The sequence below is a fragment of the Paenibacillus brevis genome, from assembly GCF_018919145.1.
In the GTDB taxonomy this organism is placed as follows: domain Bacteria; phylum Bacillota; class Bacilli; order Paenibacillales; family Paenibacillaceae; genus Fontibacillus; species Fontibacillus brevis.
On the sequence record NZ_JAHLQJ010000004.1, the window covers coordinates 93,077 to 112,977 of the forward strand.

Here is a 19,901-nt window from a genome sequence, read left to right on the forward strand (position 1 = left end):
ACAAAAAAGCTCTGGAACTCCCCCACCGGGGAATTCCAGAGCTTTTTCATTGCAGGTCATGCGGTCGAGAGAATTCAATCTTTCTATGCTACGAAAAAACAAATTGACCAACCGATTTTTTCAACCGCATAGATAAATCATTTTGTTGCTCCATTGAACCATTAGTTTCTTCCATCATTAAAGTAATTCCCGACAAATGGGTGCTGATTTGCTCCGCAGAATTCAAGGTCTGCAAAGACATCTCGGCAACCGCTTCAATCACGCTGCCAATATCCTTGATGTAATGTGTTACGGAATCGGCACAGCCATCTACATCGATCGATAGATTAGAGATGGATTCCGCATCACGCTCATATTCTACTCCGGTTTGAAGCAATAGCTCGAATTGAGATGTAACATCCGTGCTGATGTAATCCAAAACCTTCTGGGAGCTTGAGGATAGCTGATTAAAAGCGACTCTGATGCGATTTACAACCGAATCAATGTTGCTAATAGCCGATGCACACTGTTCAGCCAGTTTTTTTACTTCATTAGCCACGACAGCAAATCCTTTTCCCTGCTCACCAGCTCTGGAAGCTTCAATTGCCGCATTTAGCGCTAACAGACTGGTCTGGTCCGTCAGTTCCCGGATTGTTTCGGCAATGATCTGTATTTCTTCTACCGATTTGCTTGCTTCTATGGCTCTTAATATGTCTTCCTGCCTTTGAATATAGATCTCCCGGCTGCTGTTGATCGATTGCGCGACTTCACCCTTCATTCGTAGGGCCCTTCTTTTCATCTCAGTCGAAAAATCCATCACATTTTGGGCTTTGTCCAGCAGATTGGATGTTACGGAGTGAATTTCTTGCACAGAAGCATTCGCCTCTTCCATATTGGCGCTTAAAGCTTCCGTCTGGCTGGACATTTTTATGGAAGAATCGTTGATATTGCTGATAGAAACGGAAGATTCACTGACGGACGCCAATAATCTGGCACTTGAGTGGCCAATGGTCTGTGAAGCCGTCGAAATTTCTATCAATAAGCTCTTTATATTTGAAACGGCCCCACTTAAAGACTTTGCCAGTTGACTTAGATCGTCATTACCTTTAAAGACAAGCTCTTGAGAAAAATCGCCTTTTCCCATTTCGTCGGTGTAAGCTATCACCTTAGATAGTTTTTTCAACACTAATTTATCATAAATGAAAACGACCATAAATGATGAAAACAGAATGCTCAGCACAGCTGTAGCCGCCACTCCCAAGGAGCCGTCCGCTAAATGAGCGCTAACGCCCCAGCGATCAAATACTTTGTTTGCGTGAGACAGTCCCACATTGATGGCTCCCCCAATATTGGAGCTGACAATTTGAACGATGATAACGGCTAATACCAGCTTCCATTTGATAGAATTGAATTTCATATAGGCTAGATCTTCCCCTCGCTGCGGAGCCAAGCTACCGTGTCAATGATCGTCTCCTGAAATGGCCTTGTACGGAAGCCTAGCTCATTCTTTGCTTTTACGGATGAAAACTGATTATTCCGGGTTAAGTTATAGATTTCAAATTTTAAAGCTTCCAGATTGGACCCGCCTTCCGATTCGACCATACTCCCCTGCGACATGGCCTGCATCTGTTCCGGTGTCAGAATCGTTTCGACCCGTTTGGCCCCGCTGGCTTCGCTGATCAGATCAAACATCTTCCGCATCGGCACCATCTCATTGCTCAAAATATATCCCTCTCCCCGCCGTCCTTGCCCGGTGCATGCAATGATGCCGTCCGCAAGATCGCGAACATCTACAGCGTTGAAGGATCCTTCAACCCCCACGCGAATTTCTCCACGGCAATAGCGAGTCACAAAACTCACCAACGGACCAAAGGCACTGTCGTTCGGTCCCGCTATTCCTGAAGGATAGATGATCGAGGCATCCAGACCTTTATTCCGTACCGCTTCCAAAACATATTGCGTGGCGATGGCTTTTGTTTTTGCATAATAGCCGACTACCTGGTCCGGGAAAAACTGTTCCGGCTCCCGGATGATCTCACCATGCGGCTCTTCAAGAATAGCCCCTGTAGAACTGACGTGTACCAACTTTTTCACCTGCTTGGCCACACACAAATCCACAACATTTTGAGTCCCGGTTACATTGACGTCGTACACCTTTTGGCTTGGCTCGGGAGATGTCGTCACAAGGCTTGCACAGTGGATTACGATGATTTCGTGATTTTCAGGTACATCGAAGAAAGCCTTCAACGACTTCATATCCGTCAGATCACCAAACACGACTTCTGCCTTACCCGGCACATATTTCACCGCAGGATCGCCGTTCAATACCAGCGCTCGAACCTTCTTCCCTTCGGAAGCAAGCTTATGGGAAATGTTGTTGCCCAAAAATCCGGCGGCACCCGTCAGCAAATAAATCGTCTCTTTCATAAATATAAATCTCCTCTCATAGGTCCAAATTAAATTGCATGTCTCTACCTTACCTATGAGTTGTTTATGAATTGCTTTGAAAATGTTTAAGAAATGCTAAAGAGCTTAAGAGTAAAACAACAACATAACTTTAACAACTCTCCGTTATAATAAAATTAATTTTGTGGGGAGGCGCATCCTATGTTCAAAATATTGGTTACCGAAGACAACAAAGAATTGAATCACGCCATCTGCGCTTATTTAAATCAGAACGGATATCAGGCTATGGGGTGCCTTAACGCGATGGAAGCATACGACACGATGTATGGCAATCTGTTCGATCTGATCATCTCCGACATCATGATGCCTGAGGTAGACGGTTTTGAATTTGCCGAAACCGTCCGGGGGCTGAATCAAGAGATCCCGATCCTATTCATAACAGCACGGGATGATTTTGCCTCCAAACAGCGGGGATTTCGCGCAGGAATAGACGACTACATGGTAAAGCCCGTCGATTTGGATGAATTGCTCCTGCGCATTGGCGCTTTGCTGCGCAGAGCGAAGATCGCGTCCAGCAAACGGCTTGAAATCGGAAATCTGATCCTGGATGCCGAAGAGCATACGGCCTATTTAAAGGAAGAGGAAATTCCCTTGACCGTTCGGGAGTTCAACCTGCTGTATAAGCTGCTGGCCTATCCAAAGAAAACATTTACCCGTTTCCAGTTAATGGACGAGTTCTGGGATTCCGAGACTTCCTCCAGTCCCAGAACCGTGGATGTGTATATGACAAAACTACGGGACAAATTTTCCAAGTGTAGTGAGTTTGAAATCGTTACCGTGCATGGACTAGGGTACAAGGCGGTGTTGAAGTGAAAGAGAACGAACGCAGCCTGTTTTCCTTTTGGAATTACCTGATCTTCTTCCTTTTCACCTCATTCGTGGTCAGCTGCAGCTTCCTGCTGTTTTTCGCAGGGATGGATATTTCGGAGACGGAAGTCAGGGGAAATGCAATAAGAACCTTTGCCAACATTGTTTTCCTGAGCGGCCTGTTTTGCCTGTTTGACGGGATTCGCCGAAAATATACTGTAGAGCGCCCCGTAAAGCGAATTCTGGAAGCCACGCGCCGCATAACGCAAGGTGATCTCAAAACACGCATCCATTCGATTCATGGACCGAACAGCAGAAATGAATTCGATATTATCATTGAACACTTTAATCAAATGGCGCGAGAACTCTCCGGCATCGAAACGTTGCGCTCCGATTTCATCGCTAATGTCTCCCACGAACTAAAGACGCCTCTAGCCGTGATCCAAAATTATTCGACTATGCTTCAAGACCCGGCTCTGCCGGAAGATAAAAGAATGGAGTATGCCAAGACGCTCACATCAGCTTCTCAACGGCTGTCGGATTTGATCACCAACATTTTGCGATTGAGCAAGCTGGAAAATCAACAGATTTTTCCGGAAATCCAAAGATATAATCTGGGCAGGCAGCTTTCCGAATGCCTGTTGGGATTCGAGAGCACTTGGGAAGAGAAAGAATTGGAGTTGGATACCAACATAGAGGAAGACATCTCGGTAGAAGCGGATGCGGAGCTTTTGACGCTGGTGTGGAACAATCTGATTTCTAATGCCATGAAGTTTACCGAACCTCACGGCAAAATAACCGTCAGTCTTGCCGCGGATGACGGCTGGGCCGTAGTAAAGGTTTCGGATACAGGCTGCGGGATGAGTCCGGAGGTTGGAAGGCATATCTTCGAGAAATTCTACCAAGGCGATGAATCCCATATGACACAGGGCAACGGCCTCGGGCTTGCCTTGGTTAAGCGGGTCATTGATATTGTGGGCGGCGAAATTCGGGTTGAAAGTGAGCTGGGAAAGGGAAGCACCTTCCTTGTAAAGCTGAGTATTTCCTAAATATAACGTCATCATTTCTAAAATAACTGCTTTCTATAATAAATTTATAAACCCAAAGGAGGTCATGGTCGACATGAATAACGAAACCAAGAATTTTACCTACATGTATTCCCCCAAGCAACAAGAGGAAGTGAAACATATCCGCCAGAAGTATATTCCAAAAGAAGAAGATAAGATGGAACAGCTGCGCAGGCTTGATAAGAGTGCTGAATCGCGCGGAACCCTCATTTCCATCCTAGTCGGTACGGCAGGTGCGTTGCTCCTTGGCATCGGAATGAGCTGTACGATGGTTTGGAAAGACATCCTGATGGTCCCGGGCATCGTGATCGGGGTCATCGGTCTAGCGGGCATAGCTCTGGCTTATCCGCTTTTCCATTCCATCACGAAAAAACAGCGTGAGAAGCTGGCTCCCGAGATTATGAGACTTAGTCAAGAGCTAATGGGCGAGAATTAAGATTCTTAAGGCTGCTTATAAAGACATGCAAAAAGCTCTTGGACTCCCCTATCGGGAAATTCAAGAGCTTATTCATCTTAGGGATGGTGCGGTCGAGAGGACTCGAACCTCCACGGGGGGTTAGCCCACACGGACCTGAACCGTGCGCGTCTGCCAATTCCGCCACGACCGCATTTTTGTGATACCGTTAATTTAACGGCAACGAAATATATGTTATCATGATACGAATAGATAGTCAACAAGCAGATTGGATGCCCCATCTTACGGGATGAAGCTTCGCGCTCATGTCGGGGAATTCGGCTCCGCCGACGATGTAATGGATGGAAGCTGTTGATGAATTTATTTCGATCCGGCCTGATGGCTCCGGAGGAGCTCAACCTCATTTGCGAGTACGGGCTGAGCAACTATAAATAAAATTGAGCTTGCCGCTTCCTATTTCCGTTCGTCCCCATATCGTTCCACTTCAAGCGATGCCAGCAGGAACGGAGCAACGCCCATCGGAGCATCTGAAACAACGGCCTCGGAGACATAATAATCGTAAGAACCGTTGCGGTCCTTGCTTAATCCGGCGCCATGGCAAATCCCGTGCAAATGGACTCCCCGCTCATCTTCTTGGGCCAAATGCGTTAATATGCCTTCGTAGCCTTTAAGCATGATCTCCTCAAAGGATGGCTCCAGATAACGCAGCCTAAGCCCTTTGGCCATGGCATAAACGAACATGCAGGAGCCCGAAGCCTCCAAGTAATTCCCCTTTCGTCCTCCTTGATCCAGCACCTGATACCATAGTCCGCTTTTCTGGTCCTGAACCCTTGCCAGTGCCTGACACAGCCGTTGAAAAATACCGATAATCGTGCCCCGCTTCGGATGATCAACCGGAAAATGCTCGAGGCAATCGACAACGGCCATCGCATACCAGCCCATCGCCCTACTCCAGAAATGAGAGGATAGGCCTGTGACGGAGTCAGCCCACTCCTGCTCCCGCGACTCGTCCCAGCCATGGTACAGCAGACCGGTTCGCGGATCACGCGTCTTGCGCTCGATTAACAGCAACTGATGAGCGGCTTCATCCATTAAGTCCGGGCGTTCAAACACCCGGGCATACTCTGCCAGAAACGGAGATGCCATGTATAAGCCGTCAAGCCACATCTGATAAGGGTATACCTTCTTGTGCCAAAATCCCCCTTCAGAGGTGCGGGGGTGCCCGACCAGTTGGACGGCCAGCAGATGGGCGGCTTTGGCATAGCGCTCCTCTCCGATCTCTCGAACCAGCTGAAACAGATTTTTTCCTTGATTGATCTGATCCAGATTGTATTCCTCAAGCGTATAAGAACAGATTGAACCGTCCTCCCCTATAAAAGTGTCCATATGCCGCTGCATATACGAAAGATAGCACGGTTCTTCATGCAGTAATCCCGCCCGAGCCATAGCCATCAGCAGCATGCCGGGCACATACGCCCAGCGCTGCAGCACAAATTCGTGATCGCCCTGTGCGTTGCATTCTCCCAATATCGTATCCGCGATTTTACGAGACCAGCACCTTGCGGTTGATTCCGCCGCTGTCTGAACTTCCGTCATTTCGATTCCTCCTGTCGTCGATTGGCTGCGCTAAAGATGACGGCGTTCACCTGCTAACTGCTCTCGCAACCAGGCGAATGCCGGAGCACCATGGATCTCGTGTCCCCCGGCGAAAAAGTCTGCCTCTACCCGTCCGGAGCAGCCTGCCGCATCATAGATCAGCTTCAACCGGTCCAGCGCCTGCCTTGCTCCATCCGGTCCGAATAAGTGATCGGTATCTCCCGATTCCAGAAATAACCCGCGCGGGGCGATCAAGCCAAGCAAATCCGGCATTTCGGCCTCTAGCAAAATCCCCGGGATATAATTATCAAGGCAATGGTGCCGGGTTAAAATACTGGTTGCAAAAGTGCCCGCATAGCCGCTGACCACCGCACAGGCAATCCGCTCATCAAGCGCAGCCGTCAAGCCGGCTACCAAGCCTCCGCCGGAAATCCCCATGATACCTATGCGATTCGGCGCCACTTCTTCGAGGGTTCGCAAATAGTCCAGCACCCTCATCGTCTCATAGATACGGAATCCAGCCATCGTATGCCCGGCCAACAGCAAAGCCGTGGACAGGCGGTAACAGGAATTTTTCGTTGCATCTCCGCCGGCTATATCCTCCGCGAGCCTTCTATCCCCGAATCCAAGCAGCTCCGGAGCCGCGACGATGAAGCCTTGCTTCACCAGAGACACTGCAAAATCCTTATGCAATCCAGGCGGCCCCGAGCGCTCCATTCCGTCTGCCATCAGGCCGACGATATCCCGGCTGCCATAGCCATGTCCATGAACAGTGATAACTGCCGGAGCAGGTGAAGCCAGTGGAGAATCCGGAATTAGAAGATACACAGCCATACGCATTCCCTTGCAGGTCGTGATTTCTAGGCGTTCCCGTATATAACCGGGGCAAGACACCCGTTCAAGCTTTACCGGCTGCAGCTCCCCCAGAGATTCAGGGAACCCGCCAAGCCGCACTGTCAACCCGGCCGCTAACTTGGCTCTCCACTCCTCAAAGGAAGTGTTACGGTGAAATGAACTTCTGCGCGGTGCGGCATCTGTCAGTCCTTTCATAAATTGCTCCAATGTGGACATGATCGCTTCTCCCTTCCTAACTAATGACAAGAATACCTTGCGAGGATGCCCTAGTAACCCTCGGGATGCCAGCCGTCCAACACCGTAATCACTCGATACTCCGCTGCTTCCTCGTCTGTCAGTTGACGGGACCAAGTTACTCTGGCCGCAGGGTTCGCACCGGGACCGCTGCTGCCGAATTCTTCATATCGGCTGGTCTGCTCGCGGTCAGGCTGTCCCCAATTGTGCCAGCCTTCTCCGATAATCGAAGCATCCATCCGGGTACGAATAAATGCGACATGCGCATGCGGACGCCATGGACGCCCCAGATACACCTCGCTTACCCCTTGGCCCCCGGTGATGCGACAGTCCAGGAACACATAACCGAACGGCTCGCCTTCCGGTGTGGAGGCGGCGGTAATATACCCGCGAGAGCGCTTGTTATGCAGATGGCAGCGGTCAAACAACGCCGTCGCCGCGCCGAAAATATAATCCACATCCCCTTCGATGTAGCACTCGTTGTAATATTGCTTGCCGCATCCGGTATACAGCGTATCCTGATCGCCGAGCAAGCTCACCCGGCGGAACACCGCCCTTCCCGCATCCACGAAGGCTGCCACCGCTTGCCCGGTCCCTGGCCCGGAGGCATTGCGGATCGTCAAATTCTCGGCCGTGAAGTTCTCGGCATACACATTCAGCGTACCGCTTCTGAAGGTTCCGAGCGGCTCTCCATCCGGACCAAGCGTATGCGCATTATCCGACCAGGATATAATTGTCGACTGCGAGTCTTCCCCAAGCAACAGGATCGCCGGAGCCTCCGGTCCCACCGTGATCTTCTCTTCATAGACACCGGGCTTGATCCGTATCGTTACCTCCGATTTGTGACCCTGCGGAATGGAATCCAGCGCCGCCTGCAGACTATCGAAACCTTCATCGCTTTGTTTGGAAACCGTGATCAGCATGTTTGACTCCTTTCGATTTTCAAGGTATTTATTCTATAAGAGGTAGTTCAAAAAGTCATCTTTTGATCACGAAGTGTTCCAAGGGGTTGATTCGACATCGAATCTTACGTTCACCCTCGAAGTGCAAGCGGATGCTTACGAGGCATGCTTCCTTTGGAAGCATTTCGCTCATGTAGGTTCTGCCTACACTCCGTTCCTCCTTCTTCGGGTTCTCGCAACCTTCTCGGTGCTGAAAAGCTGACTTTTTGAACACGCATTATAAGAGGTTGTTCAAAGAAAAGAGGCAGCTCACAATGACCAAAGTAACCGGTCCCAACCCCAAATATCAAATCGAACAGGGACGCTACAGCATTCAGCATATGATGCGCAAAGGCGTTACCGCCATGCCGCGTCCTCATAGCCATCCATGGACTGAGCTTTATTATTTATCGGAAGGCGAACGCGTCTATTTTGTGGATAATCGAGTCGTTACCGTCCATAAGGGTGAGCTTATTCTGATTCCCGGAGGGGAGCTTCACTCTACCGCCAGCTCCGAGATCGCCGAATTCGAGCGGATTCTGATCCACTTTGATCCTGAACTGCTTCCCCATGCGCTCCGCGATGAATCCGCCTGGTTTTATGGGCGGAGATACCGTCTGTTCAGACTGAGCTTGCGTGAACAGAACGATGCGCAAAGCCTCCTGGGCCGGATGCTGGAGGAATGTCGGCTCGGGAAGCCTTACTACGAAAGCTCTGTCATCGCTTTGCTGACCGAGCTGTTGATTTTGCTGCAGCGCTCAAGTCCTCCTCCCCAGGCTGGAGAGCGCAAGCATCCCCTGCATGAGCTTGTGACGGATGTGGCTACCTTTATTCGCACTCATTACAATGAAGCACTGACCATCGAAGAAACGGCCAGGCACTTTTTCATTAGTCCTTCGTATTTAAGCCGGGTCTTTTATCGGTTCACGGGCTTTCATTTTCGCGAGTATATCGTTCATCTTCGCGTCAAGGAAGCGGAGCGGCTGCTTGCCGAGTCCACAGTCAAGATCCAAGAAATTGCTCCGGCAATCGGATTCGAGCATTTATCTCATTTTAATAAAACCTTTAAAAGAGTGACCGGACTTACTCCGCTTCAGTATCGGAAAGAAGCCCGGTCACAAAGAGCTCCGTCCCGTACTGAAAAATAAAAGTCCGGCCTCCTCTCCTACTGCCATAACGCACCCTATACCGTCGTTACCGAAAGTCCGCCGGACCGGATCAGCTTCACATCGACGCATCGGTGCGCCGCAACCTTGGGCTGTACCTGCTCTTCCGTGTGCAGGACAATCCCATCCAGCAACAAACGGTCGGCATTGCGCAAAACAATGCCCCGCCGGCTCATTGCGCGGAAATTAGTGATGCCGAGGTCGGTCAGCGGCATCTCCGGCAGACCATTGACGAGCAGTGCGGTATCCGCTCCGCGGCAGATCACATTGCTCAGCCGGATATTCCGGAATACCGGGGTTTCCTCGGTCACCGGAACCGGCTCCTCCATGTATCCCTCAGAGCCTTCAACCCCTTCATAGAACAGATGGAAGGATACGGCCTCATACACAATACCGCTCATCAGAATATTCTCCATTACGATATCCTCGACGACGCCGCCTCTCCCCCTAACACTTTTAAAACGCAGTCCGATATCGGTGCCGATAAATGTACAATGATTCACCCTGACCGCCCGAACGCCTCCGGACATCTCGCTGCCGATGACCACGCCGCCATGACCATGATAGACCGTGCAATGGCGAATGGTAATGTACTGACTGGGTATACCCGCCCTGCGCCCTTCTTCGTCCTTGCCTGATTTCAAGCAAATGGCATCATCCCCTACATCGAAGCTGCAATGCTCGACGAGAGCATGGGAGCAGGATTCCAGATCAAGGCCGTCTCCATTCTGCGAGTACCACGGATTCCGCACCCGGATATTGCGAACGGTAATTTGCTCGCAGCCCCGGGGATGCAGGCACCAGGCCGGAGAATTCTGAAAGGTCGGCCCTTCCAGCAACACTCTCCGGCAGCCTCGCAAGCTCAGCAATACCGGACGGAGGTAGGCTCGGGAAGCCATATAAGCTTCCCGGCTTGTCTCCCCTTCCTCCTGCAGCTTTCTGAAGATGCCTTCCCCCTCCAGTGCGGCTCGGGAAGGCCACCAGATCTCGCCCTGTGTATCCAGCTCTCCTCCGGAAGCGGTCAGCCGATCCCATTGCAGCTCCGTCATCTTGAAGCGCTTAACCGGTCTCCACCCCTCGCCTCCTCCATCGATGATCCCTTGACCTGTAATCGCCACATCACTTAGTCCGTTGCCATCCAAAGGCGCCTGGCAGCGCCATCCGGAGTTGCCCTCATAGTGAGACAGCACAAGGGGATACAGCGTGAAATCGGAGGCAAACCGCACCAAGGCTCCTCGTTCCACGCAAAGATTGAGCCGGCTATGGAGTGTAAGCGGTCCTGTCAGCCAAATCCCCCGGGGGATGACTACCTTGCCTCCTCCCGATGCGGCGCAGTCGTCCAATGCTGCCTGAATAGCAGCGGTACAGAGTGACAGTCCGTCCCCGTTCGCTCCATAATCGGTTACATAAAATGTACGCTCAGGAATGGAAGGCAACTCGGGCAATGGATATGCCTGGCCCTGAATATCGTTCATCATGGTAGCATTCCTCCCTTGCTTAGTTGAGCTCCTCATAGCTAAACCAATCAAAATCGGCATAGCTCGTGCTTTCTGATCCCTGAGAGCTGGCATACATGCCCATATACGCTCCAGTAAATCCGCCGGCCAAATCCGTGCTGAGCACCGTTCCGTTAGCTCCGCCAAGCAGCAGGTTCCATTTATCTCTCTCATCTGCCCGGTAATAGAAGCTATAATTCTGTCCTCGCGCTTCGACCTTTAGCTGTACCCTTTCTGAGTTATAAGGTACGGAGGCGAACTCCTTCTCCTGGCCATTGCGGCGTTCGATCAGGCGAAGCGCCGGCTTTCCTGCCTCCAGGCCCAGCTCATACCGGAAATGATAGTTCTCATTTTGCAGCAGGACCAGCCCGGCAACCTCGCCCTCAGCCTGGGGACCAAACGTCATATCCGCTGCTGCCCGAAAGCTCAGATGCTGCTGCCTGCGCCCCACGAATGAAGGGTTTGCCAGATCCGACAGACGCTCCGGCTTAAGCTGAAGCCGCAGATAGCCCGGACGGCTGGACAGACTCCAGAACTCGCCGCGCGGGGTCCGCAGGAAGTTCCATATCAGCGCAAGCTCGCCGTCTGTGAAATCATCACGCGCCGGAGACTGAGGCCATTTTTGCTCCGGCAAGTCAGGTGCTGCCGTTTCAAATTCAACCACACCTTTTCCCGGGTTTACAACAGGCCATTCATTTTCCCAGCTAACTGGTGTCAGGAAGGTTTCTCTTCCCAGGTTGCGGTAGTATCCTCCACAGGTCCGGGAGGCCAGACAGAACATCCACCAATCCCCATGCTGGGTCTCCACAAGCTCGGCATGACCGACGTTGACGATCGGATAGCTTCTTCCCAGATGACGATGAGTCAGGATCGGGTTTGCTTTGTTCCCCTCATAAGGGCCAAGCACGCTACGGCTTCTGGCAATCGTAACCGCATGGGTATGGCCGGTGCCGCCCTCGGCAATCAGCACATAGTACCAGCCTCCGATTTTATAGATATGCGGTCCTTCCTGGGCATGGCCCACTTTAAGAGCTCCCTGCCAAATACTGTGCTTGGGTCCAACCAGCCCCCCCGACTTTAAATCGATCTCCTGCAGCCAAATATCCATATGCTTCGGGTAATCTTGACCTTCAGGAGGAACGCGGTTGCCCGTGTAGTACACTTTTCCGTCATCGTCAAAGAACAGGGAAGGATCAATTCCCGGAGCATCCTCCAGCCATACGGGATCAGACCATTCTCCGGCAGGATCTGTTGCAGTGACGTAGAAGTTGTGCTGCTCCTTGTCATTATCGACGAACGTCGTGATCATATAAAATACACCCTCGTGATACCGCAAGGTTGGTGCCCAGATTCCTCTGGATGGAATAATGTCTTCCAGGTTGAGTTGGGACGGACGATTCAGCACATGGCCGAGCTGATTCCAATTTACCAGATCCTTGCTGTGGAAAATCGGAACACCAGGGAAAAATTCAAAGCTTGAAGTTACCAGGTAGTAATCCTCGCCGACTCGGATCGCCGAAGGGTCGGGGTAAAATCCTGGCAGTACCGGATTGCGGAATGTTCTCAAGGTAAAAGACCCCCTTCACATAAATGAATTGTAAGCATAAACAATTATAGTACAACCAAATTTAATTTTCTTGATTGTTGCGTGTCATAATTAGATATTTTTATACTTTCATGCTATAACGAACGAATTCAGTGCTTGTCAACTTAACACCTTCCCCTCTAAAATGGAGGAAGAAAGGGGAAATCATCTTGGGAAAAAGAAGGACGCTCTATGCCCGCCTCTTTGTCAGCTTCACCCTCATTTCTGTTTGCTGTATTCTCATTCTGGCCACCGTGATCTTCTACCTGTACAGGAATATTTCTATCGCCAATGTCAACAAGGCAAACCAAAATGTGCTGCTGAATACGGAAACCGTTTTTATGAACTATAAAGAAATCGTCCAGAACTACACGATGGACTTCTACGCGAACCCGAATATCAACTCGCTGATGATGAGCGGGGACACGGAATGGAGCGATCAGCTGTACAATGCCCTGAGCCAAGTGCGAGGTGCCCTGGTCGTCAATCAATATCTGGAGAATGCCTATATTTTTGGTGTGGATAAGCCTGTTGCGATGTTTGAAAATATGCCGCTTAGCGCTGAATCCAAGCAGGAGCTGTTTGAATTGGTAAAGGGCAGTCAGCTCGTTGACTCTCCCTTTCTATGGAAGGCTGTTCTGAACGACGGAACCCCCATGACCCTGATGATCGTCTTCTATAATGACATGGCGTTCGCACATAGTGAGTATTATGGAGGCGTTGCGCTGACCGTTAATCTCGGCAAGCTGCAGAAGAACCTTTTTTCGCAAAAAACCGAGGAATCCACCCGTTATGCCATCCTTGACGAGCAAGGCGGTGTGCTTATGCACAGCACGCTTCCCGGTACTCCCCTGGATGCTGAAATGCTGAGCCGTGTCGTTGCCTCTCCTTCCGAGCGGGGTTCCTTTGTCTATAAAGGTGCTGAAGAGCCGCGATTGATTACCTTCATCTATTCTCCGCGGGACAAGCTGTGGTTCTTATCGGAGACGTCCTATCAGGACAGCGTCCGTGATATTTCAAGGCTCCGCAATATCCTTGTCTTGCTATGTCTGTTCCTCATTGCTGCTGTATCGGTAAGCGCTAATCTTGTCTCCCGGAGGATTTATCAGCCGATCAGGCGGTTGTTCGGAAATATCTTTCATATCTCCGGCAATCAAGAGGCCCTAAGATTCGGTAATGATCTGGATGCAGCAGACCTGGAGCTGGAAATGATCGGAGCCAAATTAAAGCAGCTCAAAAAAGAAAGCGATGACAGCGCCTTGATGCGCTGGTTGCTCTCTCCGCACAGTGATGCTAATCATGCCGAGACGCCTATAATGAACATCTGTGCCTCCGGAGGGTCTTACTGCGTCTGTGTGCTCGCCGCCGCACAACCTAATCCGGATGAAAGCCCCGCCGCAATCGTCGAGGAGATCATCACGGGAATTGACACAGCCTTCTCGGGCCGCGGATCGATTCAGTCCTTCCGTCCGCATCAAGGAGGCGCCGTGATTATTCTCAGTGAGGCAACTGCCGGAAGCCTGGGAGACTACGCGCTCTACCGGGAGAAATGGGAAAAGCTTGCCGCGTGGTTGTCCGAAGCCGGTGCCAGTCATGCGCTGGGGATCAGCGGTCTTACGAGCGATGTTGGCCTCCTAAGACCGAAGTACAGCGAGGCTGCCGACTGTTTGCAATACATCAAGTTTCATCAACAGCAAAATATTATATTTGGAGACGACATTATTCACTTGAACAGCAGCCCGATGCCGGACAGCACCCTTGAGCCTGTGCTTCAAGCCGTCCGGCACCCGGATCAGACAGACCGGATCCCTCAAGCGGTCGAGCGGCTGCTTGCCGTGGCCTGCAGCTATCGTGCCGAGTCCGCCACAACCGCTCTATCCAGGCTTGCCTTCGAATTAAGCCGCACCGCCGTGGCGGGGGCAGATGCCTGGCACGCCGAGTTCTGGGATTATTACCGGCAGGTCTGGCAGATTCAGAGCTATGACAAGCTAAAGAACTGGCTGGAGGAGTGCTGCTTCGCCGCCCTTGAACGCTTGGCCAACATAACCGCCGTACGGACCAGGAGCCTTGCCGCAGAAGCTGTTCATTATATCAGGGAGCAATATCATGATCCCGGCATTTCGCTTAACGTGTTGGCCGATAAGCTGTCAATCAGTCCCGCGTATCTCAGTAAGCTGATTGCAGAGGAAGTCGGCAGCAGCTTCCCGGATTTCATCAACCAGCTTCGTCTGGAACAAGCCAAATCGCTGCTGGTCACGAACCTGGAGCTGGACATTCGAGAGATTGCCACACGGGTCGGTTATGGCAGCAGCACCTATTTCACCACCCAATTCAAGAAGCGCTATGGGGTTACCCCCTCCAAATGGAGAATGAATCATATTTTGCAGTCAAGATGATTTCTAAAAATAGGAGTTCAAAAAATCAGCTTTTCAGCACCGAGAGGGTTGCGAGAACCTGAAGAAAGAGGAACGGAGTGTAGGCAAAACCTACAAGAGCGAAATGCTTCCAAAGGAAGCATGGCCTCGTAAGCATCCGCTTGGACTTCGAGGGTGAACGCTAGATTCGATGTCGAATCAACCTCCTGAAACTCCTCGTGATCAAAAGATGATTTTTTGAACAACCTCTTAAAAGGGATATCTGAAGCCTTCTGCCTTATGGCAGGCTAAAGATAATCCCTTTTTTCACGGGCATTCGAGCCGATACAACAAAAAAACAAAGCTTTTTTAGGTTTTTTAAGCCCTGAAAATCGACTTTTTTTAATCTTTTTTCGATTATTTTGATAGCGCTTTCATTAGGCTCTGATTTATGCTCTGCCATATAAAGCGTTCGCCCGATCGCCAGAACGCCGCTAACTGATAACGCTAACATAAAGGAGTTGAACCGGTCATGATGCAAGAGACCTTACCGGAGGCACCCGGACGGAATGTCCCGAAGACCCGAACCCCGAAACCCAAAAGCTTCCGTAAAGCCCTTCGGAAGGACGGCTCGCTTTATCTGCTCGCTCTCCCGGGTATCATCGTTCTGATTCTTTTCGCGTACCTGCCGATGAGCGGCCTGATCCTGGTTTTCAAAAATTACAACTTTAACGATGGCATTTTCGGCAGCCCCTGGGCGGGATTCTCCAATTTCGAATTCTTCTTCTCCAGTATGGAGGAAGCTTTCAGAGCCACCCGCAATACCGTGATGCTGAATGCATTGTATATGCTGACCGGTACGTTCTTCTCGGTCGCTATCGCTATTATTTTGAATGAGCTGCGCAGCAAGTGGTTCATTAAAATAACGCAAAGCGTCATGTTCTTCCCTTACTTTATTTCCTGGATTATTATCGGGGCAATTCTCTTCTCCTTGCTCGATTACGACAAAGGGATTCTGAACCAGCTGTTCCTAGCCATTGGCATCCCTGAAGTCGAATGGTACTCCAGCCCTTGGCTGTTCGTCATCATATTGGTGCTGGCGAATATCTGGAAAAGCGCAGGCTATGGCGCCATCATCTACTACGCCGTGCTCCAAGGCATTGATACTTCCTATTATGAAGCCGGACGGATCGACGGCGCCTCCAGGTGGCAGCTTATTACCCGAATTACGCTGCCTATGCTGATCCCTTCCATTATTCTAATGACGCTGCTGAGCATCGGCGGCATGCTCAAAGGAGATCTCAGCATGATCATGGGGGTAACCTTCCTGAATCCGCTGCTGCTGCCAACAACCGACATTATCGATGTGTATGTCTACCGCACGGCCATTCGTTCCGGCGAGTTCGGTTTTGCTTCGGCAATCACGCTCTATCAATCCGTCTTTGGCTTCATCCTGGTGCTGGTGGCTAATAAACTGGCCGGCTGGTACGACAAGGACAGCAAGCTCTTCTAGATATTACGTCAGATGTACGCTCACCACTTTAAGGAGGTATCAAAATGGCAACCACAGAAAGCAAAGGGCTCATGATCTTCTTTTATTGCTTTATTGCGGTCTTCTCGATCATTTGCCTGATCCCGTTTGTGCTGGCTGTATCCGGCTCCTTATCGACGGAGGCCAGAATCGCTGCCGAAGGCTACTCCTTCCTGCCCCGGGGATTTTCACTTGAAACCTATCAGTTTCTATTCGGTTCAAAGGCAGAGCAGATTATCAGGGCCTATTCCGTGTCCTTGCTTGTAACGGCACTCGGCACAGTCTCAGCGGTGCTGGTGACCACGGCTTACGCCTATGTCGTATCGGTTAAAGGCTTCCGTTTCAAAAATGTGCTCGCCTTCTTCGCTTATTTTACGATGTTGTTCAGCGGAGGCACGCTGCCCTGGTACTTGCTAAGCACCAAGTACTATCACTTGAATAACACGCTGATCGGGCTGTTCGTTCCCTATCTGCTGAATGTGTTTCTAATGTTCCTGATGACCAATTATTTCCGCAGTATTCCGCATGAAATCGTGGAATCGGCAGAGATCGACGGGGCAGGCCATATGCGGATTTTCTTCAGCATGATGATTCCATTGGGAAGAGTCGGGCTCGTTACCATCTCCTTGTTCTATGCGCTGCAGTTCTGGAATGACTTTTACCTGCCGCTCATGCTTGTATCCAATCAGGAGCTCTACACGATTCAATACATGATGTACAACATGATGGCTAACATTCAATTTCTGGCTTCCGGCAATGCGGCACAGGTGAGCGGCGCGATCATTGCTCCGCCGTTGGAGACCGCCAAGATGGCCATGACTTGTCTGACGGTTCTGCCCATTGCGATTCTGTATCCGTTTCTTCAACGCTTCTTTGTCAGAGGCATTGTCGTAGGCTCGGTCAAGGGCTGATTTCCGCCCAGACTATTTGCAAGATTGCTTCAGGCAGAGATTCTTCCGGCTCATTGTGGTGTTTTGGTGTACCATAGTACCATACAGAACATGAGGAATCGCCTGCCTTTGCAATATAAGCCGTAAGGCTGAATATATTCCAGGAGGGTTTAAGATGAAAAAGAACAGAGTCTGGTTAAGCTTGTTCCTGACATTCGCATTTCTGTTAAGCGCTTGTTCCTCGGGCAATAACGGAAGCGCTAACACGAATGCAGGCAGCAAGGAAGAGAGCGCAAGCGAGAGTGCCGGCAGCCTGGCTCCCGCCAAATTAACAATCGTGCTCTATGGCGACGAGACCAATCGAATGAAGGAACTGGCAAAGACCGAATTTTACGATGTGATCAAGCAGGAGATTAACGCTGAGGTTGAATTTCAGTTCCTTCCATGGAGTGAATATGCCGGCGGCAAGACCGACTTGATGCTGTCTACCGGCGAGGACTTTGCTACTTATACGGACATTAATTACATGGTGAAGTCAGTTGCCAAGGGGGTATATGCCGACCTTACCCCTTATCTGGACACCGCTCCGGACTTAAGCGCGAACGTGGATGAAGCTTCCTTCACCGCTTTCCAGTTGGGTGGCAAGCAATATGCGATTCCGGTCGGCAACAAGCCGAATTCCGCAGAGTTCTACAGTGTGCTCGTTCGCCAGGACTTGCTGGAAGAGGTCGGAATGACAAGTGTGTCCTCACTGGCAGAACTGGAAGAATTCTATGACAAGGTTCATGCGATTCATCCGGAATTGATCGGATACGCCAGTACCGATGCGCGCCGCATGCTGCTTTACGACTATACGGATAAAAACCTCTACTGGCAAAATGAATTCATTGCGCTGGACGAGTCTGCAGAGGACGATCAAATTATCAGCTGGTTCGAATCCGAAGATTTCAAGAAATACGCCGGGTTAATGCACGGCTGGTATCAAAAAGGCATCATTCCTAAATATGCTGCGACCAATACGCCGCAGCTTCAATCCGATTGGAACTCCGGCAAGGCAATTTTCTGGGCAGGGACAGCGGCACGTCCTTTTGAAGGAGCCGCAACCATTTCACAAGCAGTACCCGAGGCTAAGCTGGCCAACTATTTCCTGGGCACAGGCCGTCCAAAAATCAGCCGCGGCACTTACAGCACCGCTTTCTTCGTATCCTCCGCAGCGAAGGATCCTGAGCGTTACGTCATGTTCTTCAACCTGCTGCAAAAGAATCAGGAGCTGTATGACCTGTTCGCCTATGGTATCGAAGGAACCGACTATACACTGGATGAAAATGGCCGTTTGACGAAAATCAATAATGATGCGCTGATTCCTGACTGGCTGTTGATGAACAAAAACTTCATTCGCTTCGATAATTCTGTACCGGAAGATTTCATTGCCGAATATAAAGCATGGGATGACGGAGCAATCATTTCCAAAGGGGCTGGCTTCAACTTCGACAATACCCCTGTCAAGAATGAAGAAACCAAGCTGAACGGTGTGTTCACGGAATACCTAGCACCGATCGGCAGCGGGTTCGTCGATTACGATGAAGTCTATCCGAAAGCGCTGGAAAAGTTAAAAGCGGCAGGCCTGGATAAATATATCGCCGAATATCAAAAGCAATACTCGGAATGGTATGCAAAGCATAACTAGTTCGTAAAGCAGCAAAAAAAAGGGGCTGCCAGAAAGTCAGTAGACACTGACTGCTGGACGCCCCATTTTCGTTAACTCTAAAAGTAGGAACAAAAATTGTCTTTCTTGCAAAATGGAGGTTATCACACCCCATTTGAGAAAGGACGTTTTTTTGCGCAATCTAATCTCAGGATCCTGCATGATAATCGCTTAATTTACCTTCGTAAATCAAATGCAACCGGTCACTTTGCCGAAAATCATTCGGTGTAACCAGCGCAGGCAGCTTGTTCCACAGCTTGATGCCGGAACGCTCCAGAATCTCTGCAACAAATTGCGAGCAAAAATAGGAGTTGCTGAATTCCACCGGCTCCTTTAGTGCAATACCAATGACGCCCAGAATGTTATACAAATACTTATTGCGCTGTTTTATAAAAAGCTGGAGGACGCGTTTCATTTTCTCAACCTCGCGTTCAGACACCTGAAGCTCGTAAATAACGCATGTCGTATTCGGATATTTGCTGAAGGTGCCCGTCTTGATGTCTTCCCGTACAAATCCGCCGTTTAGAGGATTGCCGGGTTTCTTCCTCCCGAAGCTGTACAGCTCGGAAAGCTCCCGATTAAAAGAAATAGAGGCATGATTATAAGGTGCCCTCGTATAGCTCTTAATCATCTTTGTAAAAAGCGTTCCCGTATTCGTAAGTAAGATAAAGACCGAGCAATCTGCTGCCATTTACGAAATTTCTCCTTATCAAGTGTGAACTATTCCTTCATAATAACATATGATCCCTTCTGGAGGTGCTGAAAATCCGCCGTTTGGGAACACTTCCTTCAATGGAATCCTTATCTTGCGAGA

General features: G+C 50.2%; 17 protein-coding genes and 1 tRNA gene. 8 read left to right on the forward strand and 10 right to left on the reverse strand.

The features are described from left to right. Window positions 1-88: 88 nt before the first annotated feature. Together KQJ23_RS05775 and KQJ23_RS05780 are read right to left on the reverse strand one after the other, a co-directional pair. Window positions 89-1,396: a methyl-accepting chemotaxis protein gene (locus KQJ23_RS05775; RefSeq protein ID WP_216477739.1), complete on the reverse strand. Its 1,308-nt coding sequence runs from the start codon at window positions 1,394-1,396 to the stop codon at window positions 89-91. 5 nt (window positions 1,397-1,401) lie between these two features. Next, complete coding sequence (locus KQJ23_RS05780; protein ID WP_216477740.1) at window positions 1,402-2,406, reverse strand: NAD-dependent epimerase/dehydratase family protein; 1,005 nt, start codon at window positions 2,404-2,406, stop codon at window positions 1,402-1,404. A gap of 180 nt (window positions 2,407-2,586) precedes the next feature. On the opposite strand from KQJ23_RS05780, the gene KQJ23_RS05785 reads away from it, so the two are divergent. From KQJ23_RS05785 to KQJ23_RS05795, 3 genes are all read left to right on the forward strand, one after another. Beyond that, a complete protein-coding gene (locus KQJ23_RS05785; protein ID WP_216477741.1) occupies window positions 2,587-3,258 on the forward strand; it encodes a response regulator transcription factor in 672 nt (223 codons plus the stop codon). After that, the gene (locus tag KQJ23_RS05790) at window positions 3,255-4,301 is read left to right on the forward strand and encodes a HAMP domain-containing sensor histidine kinase (RefSeq protein WP_216477742.1); all 1,047 of its coding nucleotides are present in this window, start codon (window positions 3,255-3,257) and stop codon (window positions 4,299-4,301) included. The genes KQJ23_RS05785 and KQJ23_RS05790 overlap by 4 nt, the downstream gene beginning before the upstream one ends. Window positions 4,302-4,374: 73 nt before the next feature. Continuing rightward, window positions 4,375-4,755, forward strand: a complete 381-nt coding sequence (locus KQJ23_RS05795) for a hypothetical protein (protein ID WP_216477743.1) — start codon at window positions 4,375-4,377, stop codon at window positions 4,753-4,755. Between the two features lie 84 nt (window positions 4,756-4,839). Here KQJ23_RS05795 and KQJ23_RS05800 read toward each other — a convergent pair. The 4 genes from KQJ23_RS05800 to KQJ23_RS05815 form a co-directional block, all read right to left on the reverse strand. After that, window positions 4,840-4,927: transfer RNA gene (locus KQJ23_RS05800), tRNA-Leu, on the reverse strand. A 260-nt stretch (window positions 4,928-5,187) separates the two neighbouring features. Beyond that, window positions 5,188-6,330: a glycoside hydrolase family 88/105 protein gene (locus tag KQJ23_RS05805; protein ID WP_216477744.1), complete on the reverse strand. Its 1,143-nt coding sequence runs from the start codon at window positions 6,328-6,330 to the stop codon at window positions 5,188-5,190. 30 nt (window positions 6,331-6,360) lie between these two features. Then, window positions 6,361-7,401, reverse strand: a complete 1,041-nt coding sequence (locus KQJ23_RS05810; RefSeq protein WP_216477745.1) for an alpha/beta hydrolase family protein — start codon at window positions 7,399-7,401, stop codon at window positions 6,361-6,363. Window positions 7,402-7,451: 50 nt separating this feature from the next. After that, on the reverse strand, window positions 7,452-8,342 hold the full coding sequence (locus KQJ23_RS05815) for a pectinesterase family protein (protein ID WP_216477746.1): 891 nt from the start codon (window positions 8,340-8,342) through the stop codon (window positions 7,452-7,454). 293 nt (window positions 8,343-8,635) lie between these two features. Between KQJ23_RS05815 and KQJ23_RS05820 the strand changes: the two genes are divergently transcribed. After that, window positions 8,636-9,508 (forward strand): helix-turn-helix domain-containing protein, encoded by an 873-nt coding sequence (locus KQJ23_RS05820; RefSeq protein WP_216477747.1) that lies wholly within the window; start codon window positions 8,636-8,638, stop codon window positions 9,506-9,508. A gap of 35 nt (window positions 9,509-9,543) precedes the next feature. Here KQJ23_RS05820 and KQJ23_RS05825 read toward each other — a convergent pair whose 3' ends face one another. After that, entirely contained in the window at window positions 9,544-11,004 is a 1,461-nt protein-coding gene (locus KQJ23_RS05825; protein ID WP_249529532.1) for a glycoside hydrolase family 28 protein, read from the reverse strand. Window positions 11,005-11,023: 19 nt separating this feature from the next. Continuing rightward, complete coding sequence (locus KQJ23_RS05830) at window positions 11,024-12,589, reverse strand: glycoside hydrolase family 43 protein (RefSeq protein WP_216477748.1); 1,566 nt, start codon at window positions 12,587-12,589, stop codon at window positions 11,024-11,026. A gap of 188 nt (window positions 12,590-12,777) precedes the next feature. On the opposite strand from KQJ23_RS05830, the gene KQJ23_RS05835 reads away from it, so the two are divergent. After that, window positions 12,778-15,003: a helix-turn-helix domain-containing protein gene (locus KQJ23_RS05835; RefSeq protein ID WP_216477749.1), complete on the forward strand. Its 2,226-nt coding sequence runs from the start codon at window positions 12,778-12,780 to the stop codon at window positions 15,001-15,003. Window positions 15,004-15,259: 256 nt separating this feature from the next. Here the strand turns inward: KQJ23_RS05835 and KQJ23_RS05840 are convergent, their stop codons facing one another. After that, the gene (locus KQJ23_RS05840) at window positions 15,260-15,475 is read right to left on the reverse strand and encodes a hypothetical protein (protein WP_216477750.1); all 216 of its coding nucleotides are present in this window, start codon (window positions 15,473-15,475) and stop codon (window positions 15,260-15,262) included. 18 nt (window positions 15,476-15,493) lie between these two features. On the opposite strand from KQJ23_RS05840, the gene KQJ23_RS05845 reads away from it, so the two are divergent. From KQJ23_RS05845 to KQJ23_RS05855, 3 genes are all read left to right on the forward strand, one after another. Further along, complete coding sequence (locus KQJ23_RS05845) at window positions 15,494-16,474, forward strand: ABC transporter permease (RefSeq protein ID WP_216477751.1); 981 nt, start codon at window positions 15,494-15,496, stop codon at window positions 16,472-16,474. 44 nt (window positions 16,475-16,518) lie between these two features. Beyond that, window positions 16,519-17,403 (forward strand): carbohydrate ABC transporter permease, encoded by an 885-nt coding sequence (locus KQJ23_RS05850; RefSeq protein ID WP_216477752.1) that lies wholly within the window; start codon window positions 16,519-16,521, stop codon window positions 17,401-17,403. Between the two features lie 154 nt (window positions 17,404-17,557). Next, the gene (locus KQJ23_RS05855) at window positions 17,558-19,069 is read left to right on the forward strand and encodes an ABC transporter substrate-binding protein (protein WP_216477753.1); all 1,512 of its coding nucleotides are present in this window, start codon (window positions 17,558-17,560) and stop codon (window positions 19,067-19,069) included. Window positions 19,070-19,235: 166 nt separating this feature from the next. Here the strand turns inward: KQJ23_RS05855 and KQJ23_RS05860 are convergent, their stop codons facing one another. After that, a complete protein-coding gene (locus KQJ23_RS05860; protein ID WP_216477754.1) occupies window positions 19,236-19,778 on the reverse strand; it encodes a hypothetical protein in 543 nt (180 codons plus the stop codon). Between the last annotated feature and the right edge of the window lie 123 nt (window positions 19,779-19,901).